Origin of the sequence: Euzebyella saccharophila, assembly GCF_014855495.1 — a bacterium.
In the GTDB taxonomy this organism is placed as follows: Bacteria; Bacteroidota; Bacteroidia; order Flavobacteriales; family Flavobacteriaceae; genus Euzebyella; species Euzebyella saccharophila.
In genome coordinates this window covers 234,764-256,166 of sequence record NZ_JACYFJ010000003.1, presented here as the reverse complement: position 1 = coordinate 256,166, position 21,403 = coordinate 234,764, and the positions used below count along the sequence as shown (strand labels likewise).

The 21,403-nt window shown below is 41.4% G+C and carries 21 protein-coding genes; all 21 read left to right on the top strand.

The genetic code is table 11. The features are described from left to right. Positions 1 to 78 precede the first annotated feature (78 nt). The 21 genes from IL355_RS11760 to IL355_RS11660 all read left to right on the top strand — a co-directional run bounded on the left by IL355_RS11760 (position 79) and on the right by IL355_RS11660 (position 20,959). Complete coding sequence (locus IL355_RS11760; RefSeq protein WP_192462319.1) at positions 79 to 495, top strand: HYC_CC_PP family protein; 417 nt, start codon at positions 79 to 81, stop codon at positions 493 to 495. A gap of 103 nt (positions 496 to 598) precedes the next feature. Next, the gene (locus IL355_RS11755; protein WP_192462318.1) at positions 599 to 4,366 is read left to right on the top strand and encodes an efflux RND transporter permease subunit; all 3,768 of its coding nucleotides are present in this window, start codon (positions 599 to 601) and stop codon (positions 4,364 to 4,366) included. After that, positions 4,363 to 5,580, top strand: coding sequence for a TolC family protein (locus IL355_RS11750; RefSeq protein ID WP_192462317.1), 1,218 nt, complete (start codon positions 4,363 to 4,365; stop codon positions 5,578 to 5,580). The genes IL355_RS11755 and IL355_RS11750 overlap by 4 nt, the downstream gene beginning before the upstream one ends. A 92-nt stretch (positions 5,581 to 5,672) precedes the next feature. Further along, the gene (locus IL355_RS11745; RefSeq protein ID WP_192462316.1) at positions 5,673 to 8,093 is read left to right on the top strand and encodes a multicopper oxidase domain-containing protein; all 2,421 of its coding nucleotides are present in this window, start codon (positions 5,673 to 5,675) and stop codon (positions 8,091 to 8,093) included. A gap of 3 nt (positions 8,094 to 8,096) precedes the next feature. Beyond that, a complete protein-coding gene (locus IL355_RS11740) occupies positions 8,097 to 9,404 on the top strand; it encodes an APC family permease (RefSeq protein ID WP_192462315.1) in 1,308 nt (435 codons plus the stop codon). Between the two features lie 33 nt (positions 9,405 to 9,437). Next, positions 9,438 to 9,989 carry a hypothetical protein gene (locus IL355_RS11735; protein ID WP_192462314.1) on the top strand — a complete coding sequence of 184 codons (552 nt, stop codon included), beginning with the start codon at positions 9,438 to 9,440 and terminating at the stop codon, positions 9,987 to 9,989. Between the two features lie 67 nt (positions 9,990 to 10,056). Beyond that, a complete protein-coding gene (locus IL355_RS11730; RefSeq protein ID WP_192462313.1) occupies positions 10,057 to 10,248 on the top strand; it encodes an SHOCT domain-containing protein in 192 nt (63 codons plus the stop codon). A 4-nt stretch (positions 10,249 to 10,252) separates the two neighbouring features. After that, positions 10,253 to 10,639 (top strand): DUF302 domain-containing protein, encoded by a 387-nt coding sequence (locus IL355_RS11725; protein WP_192462479.1) that lies wholly within the window; start codon positions 10,253 to 10,255, stop codon positions 10,637 to 10,639. Between the two features lie 10 nt (positions 10,640 to 10,649). Continuing rightward, positions 10,650 to 11,120, top strand: a complete 471-nt coding sequence (locus IL355_RS11720) for a DUF302 domain-containing protein (protein ID WP_192462312.1) — start codon at positions 10,650 to 10,652, stop codon at positions 11,118 to 11,120. Positions 11,121 to 11,142: 22 nt separating this feature from the next. Then, positions 11,143 to 11,772: a DUF3347 domain-containing protein gene (locus IL355_RS11715; protein ID WP_192462311.1), complete on the top strand. Its 630-nt coding sequence runs from the start codon at positions 11,143 to 11,145 to the stop codon at positions 11,770 to 11,772. After that, the gene (locus IL355_RS11710; protein ID WP_192462310.1) at positions 11,773 to 12,225 is read left to right on the top strand and encodes a heme-binding domain-containing protein; all 453 of its coding nucleotides are present in this window, start codon (positions 11,773 to 11,775) and stop codon (positions 12,223 to 12,225) included. It begins immediately after the preceding gene. Between the two features lie 24 nt (positions 12,226 to 12,249). Then, positions 12,250 to 12,768 carry a DUF3347 domain-containing protein gene (locus IL355_RS11705; RefSeq protein WP_192462309.1) on the top strand — a complete coding sequence of 173 codons (519 nt, stop codon included), beginning with the start codon at positions 12,250 to 12,252 and terminating at the stop codon, positions 12,766 to 12,768. A 141-nt stretch (positions 12,769 to 12,909) separates the two neighbouring features. Further along, a complete protein-coding gene (locus IL355_RS11700) occupies positions 12,910 to 13,443 on the top strand; it encodes a hypothetical protein (protein ID WP_192462308.1) in 534 nt (177 codons plus the stop codon). 179 nt (positions 13,444 to 13,622) lie between these two features. Then, positions 13,623 to 13,760 (top strand): hypothetical protein, encoded by a 138-nt coding sequence (locus IL355_RS11695; RefSeq protein ID WP_192462307.1) that lies wholly within the window; start codon positions 13,623 to 13,625, stop codon positions 13,758 to 13,760. A gap of 16 nt (positions 13,761 to 13,776) precedes the next feature. Beyond that, positions 13,777 to 14,424 (top strand): DUF2231 domain-containing protein, encoded by a 648-nt coding sequence (locus IL355_RS11690; protein ID WP_192462306.1) that lies wholly within the window; start codon positions 13,777 to 13,779, stop codon positions 14,422 to 14,424. A 9-nt stretch (positions 14,425 to 14,433) separates the two neighbouring features. Next, positions 14,434 to 15,933 carry an FMN-binding glutamate synthase family protein gene (locus tag IL355_RS11685; protein WP_192462305.1) on the top strand — a complete coding sequence of 500 codons (1,500 nt, stop codon included), beginning with the start codon at positions 14,434 to 14,436 and terminating at the stop codon, positions 15,931 to 15,933. 20 nt (positions 15,934 to 15,953) lie between these two features. Then, the gene (locus tag IL355_RS11680) at positions 15,954 to 16,502 is read left to right on the top strand and encodes a YceI family protein (protein WP_192462304.1); all 549 of its coding nucleotides are present in this window, start codon (positions 15,954 to 15,956) and stop codon (positions 16,500 to 16,502) included. A gap of 51 nt (positions 16,503 to 16,553) precedes the next feature. Then, a complete protein-coding gene (locus IL355_RS11675; protein WP_192462303.1) occupies positions 16,554 to 17,111 on the top strand; it encodes a potassium channel family protein in 558 nt (185 codons plus the stop codon). A gap of 2 nt (positions 17,112 to 17,113) precedes the next feature. Then, positions 17,114 to 18,340: a permease gene (locus IL355_RS11670; protein ID WP_192462302.1), complete on the top strand. Its 1,227-nt coding sequence runs from the start codon at positions 17,114 to 17,116 to the stop codon at positions 18,338 to 18,340. A 24-nt stretch (positions 18,341 to 18,364) separates the two neighbouring features. Further along, a complete protein-coding gene (locus IL355_RS11665; protein ID WP_192462301.1) occupies positions 18,365 to 19,090 on the top strand; it encodes a PepSY domain-containing protein in 726 nt (241 codons plus the stop codon). Positions 19,091 to 19,147: 57 nt separating this feature from the next. Further along, complete coding sequence (locus tag IL355_RS11660; protein WP_192462300.1) at positions 19,148 to 20,959, top strand: efflux RND transporter periplasmic adaptor subunit; 1,812 nt, start codon at positions 19,148 to 19,150, stop codon at positions 20,957 to 20,959. Positions 20,960 to 21,403 lie beyond the last annotated feature (444 nt).

The following is a 21,403-nucleotide window of genomic DNA, read 5'->3' as shown; positions in this document are numbered from 1 at the left end:
AAAAAACACGAATTTTCAATACTAAAATTGTGTTAAACAAAAATGACCTGTTAAAATTGTTGTAGTTTTGCATATCGAATGAAAAAGAGTTTTTTCAAAATATCGTCTTTTGTAATGGCACTGGTAGTGTTGTTATCGACGTTCTCCTTTGCCGTTGATCAGCATTATTGTGGCGATGAGTTGGTGGATTTTTCTTTTTTCGGCAAAGCGGAATCCTGTGGTATGGATATGCAACAAGCCAGCGAATCACATGACCATAGTTTGGATAAAACAAGTTGTTGCGAAGATCAAACCTTGGCCATTGCAGGCCAAGATGATTTAAAGGTTTCATTTGAAAAACTAAGCACGGAGCAACAACTCTTTGTTGTTTCATTTATATATTCTTACATAAATCTTTACGAAGGATCCGATATGAAAATCGTTCCTTTTAAAGATTATTCCCCCCCTCTACTGATACGGGACGTTCAAGTTCTAGATCAGACTTTTCTGATTTGATTTTTAAGTAATTGACCATTTAGGCCCAACATATTTTTGTTCGGGTCAAGCTGTTTTTGTTGAATTTTCAACTTGAATTTCCAATTACTTAATTATCCAAATCATGCTAAATAAGAGCATAAAGTTTCTCATAGAAAATAAATTAGTAGCGGTCTTGCTTCTGGTCCTTTTTGTAGGCTGGGGAATCGTAAATGCACCCTTTGAATGGAATACCGGTGCGCTACCTAGAAATCCGGTTGCTGTTGATGCCATTCCCGATATTGGGGAAAATCAGCAAATCGTATTTACGAAATGGGACGGTCGCTCCCCGCAGGATATCGAAGACCAGATAACCTACCCGTTGACCACATCTTTATTGGGCATTCCTGGCGTAAAGACCATTCGTAGTTCCTCAATGTTTGGCTTTTCGAGTATCTATATCATTTTTGAGGAGGATATTGAGTTCTATTGGAGCCGTAGCCGTATCCTTGAAAAATTGAATTCATTACCGGCAGGATTGTTGCCGGAAGGTGTCAACCCTGCACTGGGACCCGATGCAACAGGATTGGGCCAAATTTTTTGGTATACACTTGAAGGCCGTGATAAGGATGGCAATGTTACCGGAGGTTGGGACTTGCAGGAGCTTCGTAGCATACAGGATTTCTATGTGAAATATGCCCTTTCTTCGGCGAGCGGAGTTTCCGAAGTGGCTTCCATCGGGGGGTATGTTCTGGAATATCAGGTAGACGTAAATCCAGAATTGATGAAGCAGTACGGTATCGGTCTGCAACAAGTCGTAAAAGCCGTAAAACAGAGTAATAGGGACATCGGTGCGCAAACATTGGAAATCAATCAGGCCGAATATCTGATTCGCGGACTGGGTTATGTCAAATCATTGTCTGATTTAGAGAACGCCGTGGTTACTTCGAGCGATTTTACCTCGATACGTATTAAGGATATTGCCAGGGTAACACATGGCCCGGCTACCCGAAGAGGAATATTGGATAAGGAAGGTGCAGAGGTCGTTGGCGCCGTGGTCGTGGCGCGCTACGGTGCGAACCCAATGGAGGTCATTAATAATGTAAAGGAAAAGATAAACGAACTCAGTGCGGGGCTTCCTTCAAAAGAACTTAGCGACGGGACGACATCGCAACTGACCATTGTCCCTTTTTATGATAGAACCGAGTTGATTCAGGAAACACTTGGAACGCTCGATGAGGCATTGACCTTGGAAATACTGATTACCATTTTGGTCATTATCGTCATGGTCTTTAATCTAAGGGTGTCCATTTTGATTTCCGGACTCTTGCCGGTTGCAGTGCTGATGGTCTTTATAGCAATGAAACTTTTTGGCGTAGATGCCAATATCGTAGCACTGTCGGGTATCGCTATCGCTATTGGCACCATGGTCGATGTAGGGGTCATCCTCTCCGAGAATATTATACGGCATTTGGATGAATCCGATGGTAAAGAATCCATCAATACAGTTGTCTATACGGCAACAGCGGAAGTGTCGGGTGCCATTTTAACGGCGGTAATGACCACTATTATCAGCTTTATTCCGGTCTTTACAATGATCGGGGCAGAAGGAAAGCTCTTTCGCCCATTGGCCTTTACCAAGACCTTTGCATTGACAGCATCCATTATCGTCGCCTTATTCTTGATACCACCCTTTGCAGCTTTTCTGTTTCGTAAAAAGAGTGTAAGAAATACGCTGGGCTATGGTGTCAATGGGGTGCTTATTGTTTTGGGTATCCTTGCCATTGTCTATGGCTCTTGGTTAGGGTTGATACTGATAGCCTTTGGTGTGATAGGTCTATTGAAATATCCCGAATTGGCCTCAAAAATTTCATCGGGATTCTCGATTTCCGATAAGCGTGCCAACTTAATCAATATCATCATTTCGGCCTTTGCCATTGTTTTTGTCCTCGCCGAATACTGGAGGCCCTTGGGGTTGGACAAAAGCATTTTCTGGAATCTCATATTCGTGGGACTTATCTGTTTTGGGCTTTTGGGTTTCTTTACGATTTTCAGAAATTATTATACACGAATCTTACGTTGGGCCTTGCGCAACAAACTTATTTTCCTCTCTATTCCGACCGCGATAGTTGTGTTCGGTGTGATGATTATGCGTAATACTGGAAAGGAATTTATGCCCTCACTCAATGAAGGTTCCTTCCTTCTGATGCCCACATCGTTGCCACACGCAGGGGTGGAAGAGAACAAACGCGTACTTCAGCAACTCGATATGGCCGTGGCCAGTATTCCCGAGATAGCGACCGTAGTCGGTAAATCGGGAAGAACGGAATCGGCCTTGGATCCCGCTCCACTCTCCATGTACGAGAATGTTATTCAGTACAAACCGGAATACATGCTCAATGAAGATAGGAAGTGGCAACGCTACAAGGTCAATGAAGATGGCATGTTCGAACTGAGGGACGGTACTTTTGTGACCAATCCGAATCTAGAGGTCGATACTGATGATGCGGATTATAAGGAATCAGCAATAAAATCCCCTTTCTCGGTACAGCAAAAGGATTTGATTCCTGACGAGGACGGCGAGTATTTTCGAAACTGGCGACCCGAAATAAAGTCGCCCGACGATATTTGGAAGGAAATTGTTAAGGTAACCAAATTCCCTGGTGTTACTTCCGCCCCGAAACTTCAACCTATCGAAACCCGTCTGGTCATGTTGCAGACCGGAATGCGGGCACCCATGGGCATCAAGGTCAAAGGTCAGGATCTCAAACAAATCGAAGCCTTCGGTCTTCAATTGGAAGACATTCTCAAACAGGCCGAGGGGGTCAAGGACGAAGCGGTCTTCGCCGATAGAATCGTGGGCAAACCCTATCTCTTGATAGACATCGACAGGGAACGATTGGCCCGCTATGGTATAACCATTGAAGATGTGCAAAGTGTATTGCAGGTGGCCGTTGGCGGAATGGTGCTTACCCAGACCGTTGAAGGCCGTGAACGTTATGGGGTTCGTGTCAGGTACCCAAGGGAACTTAGGGAAAACCCACAAGACCTAAAGGAAATTTATGTGCCCGTTGAAAAAGGTAATCCTGTTCCCTTGAGCGAGCTAGTAACCATCAACTACGAACAAGGGCCACAGGTAATCAAAAGTGAGGACACCTTTTTGGTGGGTTACGTACTCTTCGATAAGTTGGACGGTTTCGCGGAAGTGGAAGTGGTCGAAAACGCCCAGGCCTTAATTCAGGAAAAAATCGATAGCGGCGAACTGGTAGTTCCCAAAGGAATCAACTATCTCTTTACAGGAACCTATGAAAACCAGTTAAGGGCCGAAAAAACCTTATCTGTAGTAGTGCCTTTGGCATTGACCATTATTTTCCTGATCCTCTATTTCCAATTTCGCTCCGTTGGTACATCGTTAATGGTGTTCACAGGTATAGCGGTCGCCTTCGCAGGAGGGTTTTTGATGATATGGTTTTATGGTCAGGATTGGTTTTTGAACTTTAATTTCTTTGGCGAAAACCTTCGGGACCTCTTCCAGATGCACACCATAAATCTGAGTGTTGCCGTTTGGGTCGGGTTCATTGCCTTGTTCGGTATTGCCACCGACGACGGTGTAGTCATGGCCACCTATCTGACACAGACTTTCGATAGAAACAAACCGGATACCCTTATCGGCATTCGGGATTCAGTAGTGGAAGCAGGCGAAAAGCGTATCCGTCCCTGTTTGATGACCACGGCAACTACCATTTTGGCATTGTTGCCAGTATTGACCTCCACAGGCCGTGGTAGCGATATTATGATACCGATGGCGATACCAAGTTTTGGTGGGATGCTTATTGCGTTGATTACTCTTTTCGTGGTTCCTGTCTTATATAGTTGGAAAGCGGAGTTTCAATTAAAACGATTGTCGAAATGAAAAAATACGTACAACTCTTTTTAGGAATCATGTCCATAGCTTCTGTAAATGCACAGGAGTTGGAAAGCTTGATCGAGCAGGCCGAATTGAACAATCCCGAAATTCAGGCCTATGAACTGCGCTACAATATCGCCTCGGAAAAAATCAATGAGGTCAATACGCTTCCTAACACGGAAATTAGTGCGGGAGTCTTTGCCAGTGAACCGGAAACCCGAACAGGTGCCCAAAAGGCAAGGTTTTCCGCCAAGCAAATGATCCCTTGGTTCGGCACCATTACCGCACGGGAAAACTATGCCAGTTCAATGGCCGAGGCACAGTACGAAGATCTGGTCATCGCCAAACGAAAATTGACCTTGGCCGTTTCCCAATCCTACTACCGCCTGTATGCGATTCGTGCAAAACAAAAGGTGCTCGATGAAAATATCGAATTGCTGAAAACCTATGAACGACTGGCCTTGACCTCGGTTGAAGTGGGCAATGCCTCCGCTGTAGATGTGCTTAGGCTACAGATACGTCAGAATGAACTGGAACAGAGTAAAGAGGTCTTAAATGAGGAATATCAGGCCGAGCAAACCCTGTTCAACAATCTACTCAACAGGGATGAAAATACACGGGTCGATGCATACGACGGTTTTACCGTACCCGAAGTGGATCCTGTATTCGTAGACGACAATCTTCAATTACACCCCGAACTTGTTAAATACGATAAGTTGTACGAATCCGTAGAAAAATCCGAGCTATTGAACCAGAAGGAGGCATTGCCAAATCTTGGTTTCGGACTTGATTATATACCTGTCGCCGAACGGCCCGCGATGGACTTCAGCGATAATGGAAAGGATATCATAATGCCGATGGTTTCTTTGTCCATACCCATTTTCAACAACAAGTACAAATCCATTTCAAAACAGAACGAGCTTCGGCAACAGGAGATTACTGCGCAGAAGGCCGAAAGAACAAACAAACTGGAAACCTTATTGAGCGAAGCGATCAATCAAAGGGATGCTTATAGAATACGATTTAATGTGCAACAGCGAAATATAGAAAAAGCCAAAGACGCAGAGGAAATCCTTATTAAAAGTTACGAAACGGGAACCATTGATTTTAATGATGTGCTCGATGTTCAGGAACTGCAATTGAAATTCCAGACGAATCAAATAGAATCCATTAAAGGATATTATATACAATCGGCCAACATTAATTATTTAAAGAGTTAAAAAAAGTTAAAAATAGAATCGGATAGGGCAAGGGACGGGCAACTGAACTGTTATTTTCCTTGGAACATGAAATTATAACACACACGATAAAAATGAAAACACTAAAAATAATCACACTAGTACTATTTACCTCTTCAATATTTGCCCAAGTCGGAACAAACGGAGAAGACAGAAATGAAGAAGGGCGTCCCGTAAAAGAGTATAACCTTACCCTGGAACAAAAGGAGATCACCCTTGGAGGCGTAACGGCCAATGGAATGACTATAAATGGTAGTATTCCTGGCCCTACGTTAAAATTTAATGAAGGAGACCTTGCCATAATCAATGTAACCAATAAAATGGACAAAGAAACTTCAGTGCATTGGCACGGGTTGATACTTCCAAATTTCTATGACGGTGTACCCTATTTAACTACACCACCAATTGAACCTGGTAAGACATTTCAGTATAGAATTCCTATTAACCAATCGGGTACGTATTGGTATCATTCCCATACAATGTTGCAGGAGCAAAAGGGAGTTTATGGTTCCATAGTCATTCATCCAAAAGAAAAGACATTGGATTATGACAAAGATTTGGTTGTAGTGTTATCTGACTGGACCAATGAAAAACCTATGAACGTTTTGCGTAACCTTAAAAGGGGTAACGAATGGTACCAAGTTAAAAAAGGTACTGCAGTGCCATTAAGTAGAGTCATAAAAGAAGGTGCATTGGGAGCTCAATTTAAGTTTTGGCGCGATAGAATGGAAGGTGCCGATATTGCAGACGTCTATTATCCTGCTTTTTTGTCCAACGGTAAAAAACTAGCAGAGTACCCAAATTTTCAACCCGGTGAAAAAGTAAGGCTTCGCTTTATTAACGCCGCAGCATCTACCTATTATTGGATGGATTTTGGAGGAGGCAGCCCAATGGTTGTCTCAAGTGATGGTATAGATGTGGAACCTATATCCAAAAGCCGATTTCTTTTCGGCATTGCGGAGACCTACGATGTTATCGTTACCATCCCCGAAGGCACATTAGAAATTACTGCTACAGCCCAAGATGGTTCCGGACATACTACCGTGCGTTTAGGGCAAGGTATACTTTATCCTGCAAAACCGATTGACAGACCGGACAAAGTGGCAATGATGAAGCAAATGGCAAAAATGGATATGAAGATGGGCGCGCCCGCAATGGTAGGAAATCAAAAGAAAAAAACACCAGAGTTTTTGATGCAGAAATATGGAATGAAGATGGATATGAAAGATGAACAGATGAACATGGATATGCCCGATAGGATGTCCATGAAAGATGGTGCAATGAAAAAGCAAATGGATATGAACATGAAGATGGATGAGAAAATGCCCATGAACGACGGCAATATGAATATGGACAATACGATGGTAATGAAAAAGGATTCTATGCCAATGAACCATAATAAAACAATGGACAAAATGAATGACCACATGAATCACGATATGTCCAAAATGCAAAAAGACAGTTCCGTTTTCGATTACAGTACCCGTAAAACCTATTTCAACTATGATTTTTTAAAGGCAAGAGAAAAAACCACATATGAAGCAGATTTACCTGTTAATGACATTTTGCTTAATCTGACAGGAAATATGCAACGCTATGTTTGGAGTATGAACGGCGTGCCCTTATCAGAAACTGATAAAATAAAAATCAAAAGTGGGGAGGTCACAAGAATTACCTTGAACAACCTTACTATGATGCACCATCCAATGCATTTACACGGACATTACTTTAGGGTAATCAACGAAAACGGGGAACGCTCGCCCTTAAAACATACTGTTAATGTACCACCGATGCAAAAAGTGGTCATCGAATTTTATAACGAAGAATATGGTGACTGGTTCTTTCATTGTCACGTATTATATCATATGATGGGCGGTATGGCACGCGTATTTAGTTATGATACACCAAGGGATGAAAGAATGAAGGATTATCCAGTTCAAAAACTAATTGACGAGACAGACCACTATTATTCTTGGGGAGCTGCGCGTGTAGGTTCAAACTTTAATGAGCTTTTTTTGATGTCTAGCAACATCCGAAATGAATTTGGACTACGTGGCGAGTTTGATTATAACCAAAATGCCGAGATAGAAGTGAACTACAATCGATACCTCAATGATTGGGTACGCCTGTATGCAGGGGTAAATACCGAAACTTCTACACCAGATTCTTACGATACATTTAATACCGTTGGATTGGTTGGGATTAAATACTTTACGCCTTACAGATTTAATGTAGATGTGAGTATGGACCATCAACTGCGCCCAAGAATACGTTTGGATAGAGAACTATTGATTTTTCCAAGAATTTTTTTGGAAGGAGAATATGAGTACAGAGCGGATTTTGGTTGGGTCAATGATTTGGAAAACAATAAATCTTTTGAAAGTGAAACCCAATGGCTGGTAGGGCTGGCATACATCGTTTCCAGAAACTTTTCCATACAAGGAAATTACAATAAACGTTATGGCTGGGGTGGCGGTCTGTTAGTTAGATTTTAAGAAATGGCACCATACAAGAAAAATAGTTTGAGTTTAACCGGAGCGGTGTCGCTTGGTACAGGTGTTATGATAGGTGCAGGAATATTTGCCTTATTAGGACAGGTAGCTGAGTTATCAGGGCAATGGTTTCCGTATGCTTTTCTTGTAGGTGCTATCATTTCAGGATTTAGTGCATATACGTATGTGAAACTTTCCAATGCGTATCCATCTGCTGGCGGTATTGCTACCTATCTAAAAAAGATATATGGTAAAGGTGCGGTTACAGCTTCAGGAGCGTTGCTAATGGCACTTTCAATGGTCATCAATGAAAGTTTGGTAGCACGTACATTTGGTTCGTACACGCTTCAGTTATTTGATATTAATGACAATAGTGTTTGGGTGCCAATACTTGGGGTATTGCTATTAATCGTTGCTTTTTTAATTAATATTTCTGGCAATACTATTATCGGTAAATCATCCTTTGCGATGGCGGTCTTAAAAATTGGAGGGATAGCAATATTTGCTATTGGTGGATTATGGGCGGCAGGATTTTCATTTTCTGAAGTTGTCCCTTCAGAGAGTTTGAAGGAATACCCTATTACCAATTATTTAGGAGCCTTGGCCCTTTCAATCTTAGCTTATAAGGGCTTTACTACGATTACAAATAGTGGTGAAGAAATCACCAATCCCAATAAAAATGTAGGACGTGCTATAATTCTATCACTTGCTATCTGTACCGTGGTATATCTACTTGTTGCATTTGCTGTTTCTTCTAATCTTACTATTGAAGAGATAATCAAAGCTAAGGACTATTCTTTGGCCGAGGCATCAAGGCCGGCTTTCGGAAAGTACGGATTGTGGTTCACCGTGGGTATTGCAATCATAGCTACTATCTCAGGAGTGGTGGCAAGCATTTTTGCAGTGTCAAGGATGACTACAATGCTAACTCAGATGAATCTAATTCCCCATAAACATTTTGGGCTACCAGGTAAGTTGCAAAAACATATGCTCATTTATACTGTGGTATTGGCACTCACAATGACCATTCTTTTTGACCTTAAAAGAATTGCATCATTAGGTGCTATTTTCTATCTAATTATGGATATAGGAATTCATTGGGGCGTACTTAAAAATATGAGAAAAGACATAAACGCCCGTGTCTCTATTCTATATACTGCAATATTATTGGATTGTATTGTTTTGGCCGCATTCTTATGGATAAAGGCTTCTAGTGACCTATTGGTCGTAATTGTAGCTGCAATACTGATGGTATTGATTTTTTTAGGTGAAAAATGGTTCCTGAAAAATAAAAGTGAAGAAAAAGAAAAATAGATAGACGATTTATACATTTTAAAAAATAATAAAATGAAAACAACAGTAAAACTTTTGATGGTAATTGGAATACTAGGAACAGTAATAAGTTGCAAATCAACTTTCAATGCTTCCGAGACCATGCAGGTCGAGGAAAACAGGAATGCCATTTACCAAGAGATTATCTCGAACCCTGTTCAGTTCACAAATTTCATCAGTGAGGCACGAAAGAATGAAGATGCCAAAAAGATAATGATGAAGACCCATATGGAACAGATGGAATCGGGAAATATGAAAATGATGATGGACAAGAATCCGGAAATGAAGGAAAAAATGCAGGCCCATATGCAGCAAATGATGGAAAAGAACCCTGAAATGAAAAAAAAGATGCATTCCAAAATGCTGGATAAAATGATGGAAAGCGAAAAGGGCCGCAAGATGATGATGGAAAAAATGCACAATAATGAAATGATGAAAAAGGAAATGAAGGAAAGAATGAAAAAAATGATGGAAGAGAATCCGGAAATGATGGAAGAAATGATGCAGAAGATGATGGAAAAAAATCCCGGAATGATGCAAAAAATGAAAGATAAAATGAAGAATTAAGGGTAGTAAATCCAAGAACTTCATAGGCAATGAGAATAATTTATTTAACAATTAAAAAGATATAGTTATGATGATGTGGTGGTGGATACTGATACCGATTATTTTGATATTGGCCATATTCCTTTTCAGAGGAGGAAGTCCGCGAAGCTCTAAAAACAAGGAAAATCCTATGGATATCCTAGACAACCGTTTCGCAAAGGGCGAAATATCAAAAGATGAATACGAAGAACAAAAACGAACGATTAACTCTAAAAACTAAAATGATGAAGTATTATTTCAATAAAACGCTGAACGAAGACTTTGACAAAGTAATCGAAAAGGTTACCGAGGAACTAAAAAACGAAGGTTTTGGTATTCTGACCGAAATCGATGTGAAGGAGACCTTGAAAAAGAAATTGGACGTCGATTTCAAAAAATATAAAATTCTGGGTGCCTGTAACCCTCCTTATGCACATAAGGCATTGGAAGCCGAAGATAAGATAGGCACTATGCTGCCATGTAACGTAATCGTGCAGGAAATCGAGGAAGGTACGGTAGAAGTTGCCGCAGTAAACCCGATGGCCTCGATGCAAGCGGTAGAAAACGAAAAATTGAACGAGGTGGCCGATGAGATAACTTCCAAGCTTGAGCATGTGATCGAAAAACTTTAAAAACGAGAGGATGGAAAATGGCAAAGACAAAACAAAGGAAATTCCCACTCAAGATTATAGCGAGAGCATGAATACCCGCTATTGTGTCACAGAAAGATATAACCTCACTTTTGGGGAAGCGGTCAAAAATGTGAAGAATCAACTTGATAGGTTGGGCCTTGATATCGTGTCCGAGTTCGATGTCAAGGAATATTTGGGCGCAAAAATGAAAGATATGCCCAAGCATCTTATTCTCTTGGTCTGTGACCAAGATACCGCCGCTGACCTGATTGCCAACGATATTCAAATGGGCATCTTGTTTCCCTGTAATGTGACCATTAAAGAGTTAGAGGATGAATCGGTGGTAGAGGTTTCAATGGAGGATACTTCGGTTACCTGGTCTTCTTCCCTTAAAAAGGATGTCGAAGAAATAGCAAAAAAAACGAAGGGAAATCTAAAGAAGGTCCTTGACAATATTGGACGAACAAATTTTAAACTGTAATAAATCTTAAATCAAATCACAAATGAAAAGAACAAATGTAGCAACTGGAATTTTGGCCATGGCAATCATAGCCCTAATGGCCACATCTTGTAAAGACAAGAATAAGGAGCAAGAAAACCAAGAAGGCCACAATACCGAACAAATGGATGACAGCGGCCACATGGACGGTACCATGGAAGACCATTCGCAAATGGAGCAAGATAATATGAACCAGGGCGGAATGGCCATGATGTCATCAGAAGTCGTCGCGGATTATCTAACGCTCAAAAACGCCCTTGTATCAGATGACAAAGACGGTGCAGCAACAGCAGGGGAAAAGCTGGAAGGTAGTCTTGAGGATTTTGACACGAGCAAATTTTCAGACGAACAACGGGCCGAGTTAACAGACATTATTGAAGATGCCACAGAACATGCGGAACATATCGCCAAAAGCGACATCGGGCATCAACGTGAGCACTTTGATATATTGAGCAAAGATGTCATTGACCTTTTGGCCATAGCAGGTTCGGAAAGAACACTTTACCAAGCCTATTGTCCTATGTACAACGATAATAAGGGAGCACAATGGTTAAGTGCCACTGAAGAAATTAAGAATCCTTATTACGGCAGTAAAATGATGACCTGCGGTAGTGTACAAAAGCAGATCAATTAAGTGAAGGCGGTAAAGGTCACAGGATGGATTTTGCTGGTTGCGTTGGTGGGCATCCAGTTTATGCCCACCGAACGCAATCAAAGCGATTTGATACCCAAAACGGATTTTATGGTCGTTAACGAGGTGCCAAAAAATATCGAGAGCGTCATCAAAACCTCCTGTTATGACTGCCATAGCAACAATACCGACTATCCTTGGTACAACAAGGTACAACCGGTTGCGTGGTACTTGGAAGACCATGTGGAGCATGGCAAGGAAGAATTGAATTTTAATGAATGGGATTCCTATTCATCACGAAGAAAGAATAGCAAGTTAAAATCAATTATAAGTCAAATCGAGGATGATGAAATGCCCCTTCCATCGTACACGCTCATCCACAGGGATGCAAGACTTTCGGACACCGAAAAGAAAATCGTTTTGGATTGGGTATCAAAATTAAAGGACAGTCTATAATTGAATAATTTAAAAAGGATGACAATGAAGAATTTGAAAAACGGGGTTTCAGCCCTACTGTTACTGACCCTCACTTTTTCTTACGCACAGGAAAAGATAAAGTTGAACCATGACCATAGCAAAATGGAAATGAAGCAAACGCCTATTGAGTTCAGCAATGAAAATGTGGCCAATGTCTACGAACATTACGAACACATCAAAAATGATTTGGTCGGTTCAAATCCGGGAGATGCCCAAAAGGGTGCGGAGATGTTGAGCGAAGCACTTGGTAAAGTTGAAGGTGCCGATGCCGCTTTATCGGCCTCACAAAAGATAGCCGATACGGATAACTTAAAGGTACAGCGAAAAGCATTTTCAGAATTAAGTACTGAAATGGAAGCTCTTTTAAGAGGAAAAATAACATCGGGTAAATTGTATAAGGACTTTTGTCCTATGGCCTTGAATGGAGGCGCCTATTGGTTGTCATCAATTGAGGACATCCGTAATCCCTATTACGGTGCCCAAATGCTCAGTTGCGGAAAAGTGGTGGAAGTAATCGAATAATGAGAGCCTGTTATGGGAAGGGGCTATTTAGTTTGGTTAGTTGGTTAGCCCCTTCCCTTTCAGGTAATATCCGGTTGGTATTGGCCAAAGAATTGAACGCCAATTTAGTGGTCTTAAAAAATAAATCTAAGTAGAAAATAAATGGAAGAATTAACCCTCGACATTTTCGTTGTACCCACCATAGCGTTGACTTTGGTCATTTTGGGCTATTTGTATTTTACGAGACGGGTAAAAGACGTAGGGGAATATAAGAGTTTTGTGATGGCAGTGGCAGTAACTTCTTTTGCATTGAATTTTGTATGGGAGCTAGCTCAGGGCCCACTGTACGAAGGGTTTGAATACGATTTGAAACATATTTCCTTTTGCGCCTTGGCATCCATTGCGGATATGTTAATGGTATTTATACTGCTTTTTGCTTTCGGACTGATTTATAAAGATGTGTATTGGATGCAAAATTGGGGGTTGAAAAGAATATTGCTTTTGGTCCTTGTCGGATTTTTTGGGGCTATTCTAGCAGAGGTATGGCATACCGCCAGGGGCGATTGGGCCTATGCCGATGCCATGCCGCGATTGCCAATGGTAGAAGTGGGCCTGTCTCCCGTACTTCAGTTTACAATATTGCCATGGCTGATTTTTTTGATTTGCAAGAAGTTTATAAAGGAAAAAGTTTGGTAAGATATAGCTCCGGGCGGGCTTGGAACGTCTTTGCGATGTACTGTCATCCCATGTTTCCATTTCCGATCGGACAAAGATATTAAAGGGTAAAGTCCTGTTTCGGGAAGGGTAGACTGATTGGTGTTTTTGATGATGTCTGTTCCCCCGCCCTTCCCTCAACAGGCACAACTAGAAATAAAATGAAAGATTGTTGCAATACGGGTAAAAGCGAGGCGCAAGATAAATATCTACTTAAAAAGTGGTTCAATTATATCGTGTACGCTATCATAATCATTATAGTTCTTGGGGCTTTGGTAGTGCAACTAATTGGGGACTAATTAAAAACCGTAAGAGATGAAAACAAAAAATTTTTTTTCAGCCATTTTGATTTTTGCCTTTTTGGGTAGTTTGACAAATTCCCTTGCCTTGAGTGAAAAACCAAATAACCCCAATGAGATGGAATTATCAGCTAGTTCAACTTCGGTTGCACAGTCAGATTCCGTAAAAGCAGATTTTGATGCGTTCCCCAACCTGCACCCTATGGTCGTACATTTTCCTATTGTACTATTGCTGTTAGCGGTGGTCTTACAACTGATACAGCTGTTTACCTTGAACCGGACAATGGATTGGGTCATCCTCTTAATGGTAGGCTCTGGGTTTATTGGTGCGTATGTTGCCGGAACGTTTGTACATCCACACACAGAAGGCCTTACCGAAATGGCAAAAAGCGTACTGGAACAACACGATAAATATGCCGACTGGACACTTTGGTCGAGTGCTCTTGCAGCTATTCTGAAGATAGTAAGCCTGTTTTGGGCCAAACTAAAACGTGGTTTCGAAATAGCAGTTTTTGTAGTTATGGCCTTTTCGGCCTATTCGGTATCCGAGGCAGGACACTATGGTTCGCAGTTGGTATATATAGAAGGAGTTGGCCCACAAGGAAATTATATCGAAACCGAAAGTGAAGAAGGTCACGATGAAAGTGATGGGCACTCACATTAAACAACGATAATGAGAAAAGGATTTATCATTACGAGCATCATATTGGTTTTGGCAGTAGCAGCCATAATCATTCTGTACCCATTGTTGTGGTGGCTCGCATTGGTATTACCTCCTTTCTTGATTTTAGGACTATTCGATTATTTTCAAAAATCAGATAACATTAGGCGTACCTATCCATTATTTGGAAGAGTAACTAACTTTCTGGAAAAACAGCGCCACGTAGTCCAAGAAACTGTTTTACTTAACAGGACGGAAGGAAAGCCCTTTAACTGGATACAAAAGGAAATAGTATATAAGCGTGCGGCGGATGCCGATAAAAGTCAACCCTTTGGTACACAAATACCGTACGACGAAGTCGGTCGGGAATGGTTCGTTCATTCAACATATCCAGTAAAAGAAGTTAATGATAATTTAAGGGTTACAATTGGAAGTTCCAAATGCGACAAGCCCTATTCTGCAAGCATTCTGAACCTTGCGGGAATGAGCTACGGCTCAATAAGCAAAAATGCGATCTTGGCATTTAATGGTGGTGCTGAAATAGCTGGTTTTGCCCAAAATACGGGTGAAGGTGGTTTTACGCCCTATCATCAGGAGTATGGAGCTGATATCATATTTCAAATCGGAACCGGTTACTTCGGATGCCGTACTGAAAAAGGTAATTTCAACCCCGAAAAGTTTCAGGAAATTGCCTTGCACGAGGTAGTTAAAATGATTGAAATAAAAATTTCCCAAGGAGCCAAACCAGGCTTTGGCGCCATACTACCTGCAAAGAAAAACACAGAGGAAATCGCAAAATTCAGGGATGTTGAAAAGGGAACCGAAATTCTATCGCCACCACATCACTCTGCCTTTGGAAATGATAATGAAATGATTTTTTTCATTGAAAAATTGAGAAAACTTTCCAATGGAAAACCCATAGGCATTAAACTGTGTATTGGGCAAAAGGATGAATTTGAAAGAATGGTCCAAACTTTTGCCGAAAAGCAAAATTATCCCGATTTCATTGCCATTGACGGTGCCGAAGGAGGCTCGGGAGCTGCCCATATGGAATCCCTACATTGGGCAGGTCTTCCCATAGTGGAGGCTCTATATTTTGCACATTCCAATTTAGCAAAATACAAACTGCGTAATGAGATAAAGTTGATGGCAGCAGGGAAAATCATTTCGGCTTTTGACATCTATCGTATGCTCGCACTTGGAGCAGATGCCTGCTATAGTGCAAGGGGAATGATGTTAGCCCTGGGCTGTGTACAATCGTTAAAATGTAATCTTGACACCTGTCCCACGGGCATTACCACAATGGTACCGTCAAGGGTAGAGTCATTGGTTGTGGAAGACAAGAAGACCAAAGTGGCGAATTACCACAAAAATACAATGGAAGCCTTTAAGGAGTTGCTGGGTTCAATGGGACTTGAAAATAGAACGGGCATACATAGAAAATACATTGTTAGACGAATAAACGAAAACGAAACAAAGACTTACGATGAAATTTACATGAGTTTGCAATAATTATTAATAAGAACATAATTATGTACAAGACTTTAATTTTTTATTTGTTGATATTACTCTTATTCACGGGTATTCACCATTCAATCGCACAGGTGTATGGCACCGAAAACGGCTATGCTTCCTTCGAGGCAAAAATGCCACTTAATTCCTATACCGGCGAGTCTGACCGGTTACACGGAACGATTAATTTTGAAACTGGAAAAGTAGCTTTTACGGTACCTGTAAAATCCATTAAGACGGGTAAAGACAAACGTGATGAACACATGTACGAGTTGCTAAAAGCGCAAAAAAATCCCAAGGTCGTTTTTGAGGGAAAACTGGTCGGCGATTTTGATCTGGATAAGAAGTCTAAACAGAAGGTCAAGGCAAAAGGCGATTTTACCTTGGCGGAAACCACCCGACAAATAACGGTTCCACTAGAACTGAATCCCGTGCAAAAAGGCATACAACTGAACGCTTCCTGGTCGCTATTGATTACCGATTACGGTTTAGAGCGTCCAAGCTTTACATTTATAAAGGTAAATGACCGACACGACCTGAAAGTCGATGCGCTGCTTAAAGAAGAATAGATTTTTGATCAATAGAATTAATAACGAAATGACCGGGAATATAAAGAAAAAATGAGTGATACGAAAGATTTAGAACATACGGATGCTTTCTACACCCAGCTTTTTTCAAAGGCTTGGGTGACGATGGCTATAATTGCCGGTCTTTCCGTCATTAGCCTATGGGTGGTTCCAGTGCTAAAGGGTCATGTCTGGTTGTCCTGGTCGATTCTCGTTTTCGCGATGATAAAGACATTTTTCATAGTCCGGCTTTCCTTTGACCAACTGATGAAAATAATCGGGCAAAGCCATTTGTTGAGCCATATTTTGGTCTTGTTCGGATTGCTTATAAGTCTTATAATCATATCCTTCGCCATCGATTTTACCTCGCTCTACCACTTCAATGACTCTAATTTTAAAAGTGAACAATATATCGATGGTATGGAGCTAGCCGTTTTTTTGGAATACCTCTATTTCAGTACGATAACGTTTTCATCGGTCGGTTATGGTGATATCGTACCATCATCGATACTTTCAAAGACATTGGTAATGCTAGAGGTTGCTTTAAGGTTTTTTGTGCTGGTCTTTGGCATTGCGAATATTAACCAGATAAGAATCAATAACGAAGATTGAATATGAGCGATTTTCTAAAACAATGGGGCGAAGCGGCCTACACGACCACCGGATTTTTCTGGATGGCGCTTTGGGCGTTCATATTGGGTTACATCATCAGTAGTATGATACAGATTTTTGTGACCGAAAAACGGATGCAAAAAACGATGGGCAAAAACGAATCCAAAAGTGTGCTTTTGGGTACTTTTTTTGGGTTTATAAGCAGTTCGTGCAGCTTTGCGGCCTTGGCTAGCGCAAAATCCCTTTTTAAAAAGGGGGCGAGCTTTGTTTCTTCCATCACCTTTCTATTGGCGTCGACCAACTTGGTCATCGAATTGGGAATCATAATTTCCATCTTTTTGGGATGGCAGTTTGTTGTTGGGGAATATGTAGGCGGTCTATTGCTCATCCTCATTTGCTGGATTCTTATCCGAATAATCAATCCTAAAAAACTTATAGAAAGGGCACGTAAAAACTTAGAGGGTGAAGATGACGATGCAATGGATGATTCCAAGGACTGGCAAAAACAAATTAAGAAAGAAGATAGTTGGGCAAGGGTTGGCAAGAAATATAAAATGGAATGGCAGATGGTATGGAAAGACGTTACCGTTGGCTTTACCATTGCGGGAATCGTAGCGGCCTTCGTTCCCGATTCTTTCTTTCAGACACTCTTTGTCAATAGTGGTCAGGGCAATACGGACTTCACTTTTCTAGAAATATTGGAACATATCATTGTCGGCCCGGTCGCTGCATTTCTGACTTTTATAGGGTCAATGGGAAACATTCCATTGGCGGCATTACTTTTTGGCAAGGGCGTAAGTTTTGCAGGGGTCATGGCTTTCATCTTTAGTGATTTGGTAGTCTTTCCGGTACTACGAATCAATGCAAAATATTACGGGTGGAAGATGTCATTTTTCATTTTGTTCCTGCTGTTTACTGCACTAATCGGAACATCCTTGGCCTTACACTATTCTTTCGATTTGTTGGGTATGTTACCGGACCCATCGCAGGTCAAGATCCAGGACAAAGAGCATTTCAAAATTGACTATACCTTCTATTTGAATATAGCTTTCCTCGCAATTTCAGGATATCTGATTTACTTAGGTTTTTTCAAGAGAAAAGACGTAGAGCACTCAATGAGCGAAATGGCACCGAAAAGCCCAGTGCTTGAAAGTGTTTTAAAATATGCTGCCCATATCTGTTATGTATGGTTGGCAGGTGGAATACTAGTCAAATTTTTCGTGAATTAAATGACAATTAAAGGATAAAAAATAATGGTCAACAGAAAAACAGCGAAATGGATTAGAAAAGCACACCGCTACTTGGGTATCTTCTTAGGTATACAGTTCCTGATGTGGACCATCAGCGGCATGTATTTCAGTTGGACGGATATCGATGAGATACACGGCGACCAATTTCGACAGGAAGCTGTTGAAAAAGCTGTTTATACGGATTTGATTAGTCCAACAAATATCAAGGACAATGTCATAGCTTCTTTGGAATTAAGAGAAATAGCAGGAGAGCCTTATTATTGGATTAATCAAAGTCAATTAGTCAATGCAGAAACAGGTGACTTAAAAGCTGAAATATCCGAACAGGACGCCCTTCAGGTGGCGAGGAGAAATATGCTGCCCGAACTGAAAGTGAAAAGCATAGAACGAATCGAGGAAGTGGGGAGTCATAGCGAATATCGAGGCAGACCCCTTCCAGCATTTGCCATATCTTATGAAACACCCGAAAATATAAAAGCCTATGTGTCCGTCAAAGATGGTTCGTTCCAAACATTGCGTCATCACGATTGGCGTTGGTTCGATTTTCTTTGGATGACCCATACGATGGATTATCAGGGAAGGGACGATTTTAATACCATAGTCCTTAGAGGCTTTTCGCTTTTAGGGCTAATAACCGTTTTGAGCGGGTTTTTATTGTGGTACGTATCATCGCCTTCGGTCATAAAAATCAAAAGACGAAGTAATACTAAAAAGAAAAACAAAAATTAGGCAAGCAATTTGTACTGAAAATTTTACATCAATAAAACAGCATTAATACTTAAAATCATGAACAAGAACATCATTTATATTGGAACGGCCCTTATCGTTGGCCTGTTAGCGGGATACTTTATTTTCAGCAGTTTGTCGGAGGATGAGATGGCGGTAAAGGACTTGTCGGATATGTCGGACACGCACGACCACTCTGGCGAAGCGGCCGAACAAATGTGGACCTGCTCCATGCACCCACAGATTATGCAGCCCGAACCTGGCGATTGCCCTATTTGTGGAATGGATTTGATACCTGCGGAGACCGGGGCCGACGGCCTTAGTGCCAATGAAATCAAGATGACCGACAATGCCATGGCCTTGGCCAACATACGCACTACTGTGGTTGGTACGGGCGGTGTGGATGGAAATTCCTTGAAACTATCAGGGAAGATTAGGGAAAACGAAGAGGCCAACGCCGTACAGGTTACTTACTTTGCAGGCAGGATTGAAAAACTATATGTAAACTATGCCGGAGAAAGGGTGGCGAAAGGAAGGCTACTTGCCACAATCTATTCCCCTGAACTGGTATCGGCACAGCAAGAATTACTTACGGCGGCATCCTTGAAAGAATCCCAGCTCGCTTTATACAAGGCCGTCCGTAACAAATTAAAATTATGGAAGCTTTCTGACAAACAAATTAATAGCATTGAGGAGTCTGGGCAGGTTCAGGAAAACTTTCCCGTATATGCCACAGTATCCGGAACGGTAACCGAAAAGATGGTCGAAGAAGGAGACTATGTCAAACAGGGCCAGCCCCTTTATAAAATAGCAAACCTGAATTCCGTCTGGGCCGTATTCGATGCCTACGAAAACCAGATAGCATCCCTGAAGACAGGTCAAGAGATAAAGCTTACCACCAATGCGTATCCGAATAAAGAATTTACGGCGAAGGTATCTTTTGTGGATCCACTGTTGAACTCCGCTACGAGAACGGTAATGGTTCGCGCGGTACTCAACAATTCGGAAGACCTATTAAAACCAGGCATGTTCGTAGAGGGCAGAATAGATATGCCGAACGATGAGTCCGATGAAGTGATCAACGTTCCTTCGACCGCCGTGATGTGGACGGGTGAACGTTCCGTCGTCTACGTAAAGACCAACCCCAACGAACCGATTTTTGAAATGAGGGAGGTCGCTTTGGGAAATTCCAACGGGGATAGCTTTACCATTTTGAACGGACTTGAAAGCGGCGATGAAATAGTGACCAACGGAACCTTTACTGTGGATGCAGCTGCCCAATTGCAAGGAAAAAAATCGATGATGAATACAGAAGGTGGTAAGACAATGACGGGTCACGAAGGGCATTTGGGAATGCAACCGGAAAGTGGCGAAACGTCTAAACCTACCGTTGACCATACCAAAATGAACGAGCGTTTAGAGGTTTCCAAAAAGTTTCAAGGGCAACTAAAAGAAGTATTTGAAGTGTACATACTGATAAAAGATGCCTTGGTCGCCGACAACGCGGGTAAAGCCCAGTCTTCAGCGAAAGAAATCGGAGAAAGCCTTTCCAAAGTAGATATGAAATTACTTGAAGACGAGAAGGCCCATAAACATTGGATGACCATCCAAAAAGAATTAAAAGCCTCTGCCAACGCAATTGCGAATGCTTCTGAAATTGAGGAACAAAGAAATCATTTCAAGCATTTATCGGCCCATATGATAAGCGGCATACAGCTTTTTGGTATTGATCAAACGGTATACACCAATTACTGTCCAATGGCGGATAGTAACAAGGGTGCAAACTGGTTGAGTTTAGAGAAAGAGATTCGTAATCCGTATTACGGAGAGGCGATGTTAACGTGCGGAGAGGTAAAGGCCACAATACAGTAATCAAGTGCAAGATAGAGGATAACATATTAGATATTCAGAGAATCAATTGTAAGAAAATGAAAAATCAAGAGCCATGTCAAATACCATGCTTGCTGAGAAAGACGGTCTTTACACTCTAATATCTATAATTCTATTTATTGTGATACACACTTTGGTAACGCTGCCCATCATGGCTTCATATGAGAAAGTCTAAATTGTGTTAAATAGTAGTATCAAGAAATTGAAGATTGAGAAGCGGCTCTGAACCCATGCCGATTCCGAATTTTTAAACAGATGATGATGAGCGAAAATCGAAGGCAAAGAAGAAAAAAGGAAAGAAAATCGCCAAAGGATGGTATTAGTAAGAAAGACAGAGTTTATGGTATAATTTCCTTAGTACTATTGTTCTTGATAGCAACAATATTAGTTTTAATCAACGCTTTTCGGTAGTCAACATGAAAACTC

What these genes read in the sequence shown, in the direction of transcription:
- IL355_RS11760 (WP_192462319.1), top strand. Translation starts at nt 79, where the DNA reads ATGAAAAAGAGTTTTTTCAAAATATCGTCTTTTGTAATGGCACTGGTA.
- IL355_RS11755 (WP_192462318.1), top strand. Translation starts at nt 599, where the DNA reads ATGCTAAATAAGAGCATAAAGTTTCTCATAGAAAATAAATTAGTAGCG.
- IL355_RS11750 (WP_192462317.1), top strand. Translation starts at nt 4,363, where the DNA reads ATGAAAAAATACGTACAACTCTTTTTAGGAATCATGTCCATAGCTTCT.
- IL355_RS11745 (WP_192462316.1), top strand. Translation starts at nt 5,673, where the DNA reads ATGAAAACACTAAAAATAATCACACTAGTACTATTTACCTCTTCAATA.
- IL355_RS11740 (WP_192462315.1), top strand. Translation starts at nt 8,097, where the DNA reads ATGGCACCATACAAGAAAAATAGTTTGAGTTTAACCGGAGCGGTGTCG.
- IL355_RS11735 (WP_192462314.1), top strand. Translation starts at nt 9,438, where the DNA reads ATGAAAACAACAGTAAAACTTTTGATGGTAATTGGAATACTAGGAACA.
- IL355_RS11730 (WP_192462313.1), top strand. Translation starts at nt 10,057, where the DNA reads ATGATGATGTGGTGGTGGATACTGATACCGATTATTTTGATATTGGCC.
- IL355_RS11725 (WP_192462479.1), top strand. Translation starts at nt 10,253, where the DNA reads ATGAAGTATTATTTCAATAAAACGCTGAACGAAGACTTTGACAAAGTA.
- IL355_RS11720 (WP_192462312.1), top strand. Translation starts at nt 10,650, where the DNA reads ATGGAAAATGGCAAAGACAAAACAAAGGAAATTCCCACTCAAGATTAT.
- IL355_RS11715 (WP_192462311.1), top strand. Translation starts at nt 11,143, where the DNA reads ATGAAAAGAACAAATGTAGCAACTGGAATTTTGGCCATGGCAATCATA.
- IL355_RS11705 (WP_192462309.1), top strand. Translation starts at nt 12,250, where the DNA reads ATGAAGAATTTGAAAAACGGGGTTTCAGCCCTACTGTTACTGACCCTC.
- IL355_RS11700 (WP_192462308.1), top strand. Translation starts at nt 12,910, where the DNA reads ATGGAAGAATTAACCCTCGACATTTTCGTTGTACCCACCATAGCGTTG.
- IL355_RS11695 (WP_192462307.1), top strand. Translation starts at nt 13,623, where the DNA reads ATGAAAGATTGTTGCAATACGGGTAAAAGCGAGGCGCAAGATAAATAT.
- IL355_RS11690 (WP_192462306.1), top strand. Translation starts at nt 13,777, where the DNA reads ATGAAAACAAAAAATTTTTTTTCAGCCATTTTGATTTTTGCCTTTTTG.
- IL355_RS11685 (WP_192462305.1), top strand. Translation starts at nt 14,434, where the DNA reads ATGAGAAAAGGATTTATCATTACGAGCATCATATTGGTTTTGGCAGTA.
- IL355_RS11680 (WP_192462304.1), top strand. Translation starts at nt 15,954, where the DNA reads ATGTACAAGACTTTAATTTTTTATTTGTTGATATTACTCTTATTCACG.
- IL355_RS11675 (WP_192462303.1), top strand. Translation starts at nt 16,554, where the DNA reads ATGAGTGATACGAAAGATTTAGAACATACGGATGCTTTCTACACCCAG.
- IL355_RS11670 (WP_192462302.1), top strand. Translation starts at nt 17,114, where the DNA reads ATGAGCGATTTTCTAAAACAATGGGGCGAAGCGGCCTACACGACCACC.
- IL355_RS11665 (WP_192462301.1), top strand. Translation starts at nt 18,365, where the DNA reads ATGGTCAACAGAAAAACAGCGAAATGGATTAGAAAAGCACACCGCTAC.
- IL355_RS11660 (WP_192462300.1), top strand. Translation starts at nt 19,148, where the DNA reads ATGAACAAGAACATCATTTATATTGGAACGGCCCTTATCGTTGGCCTG.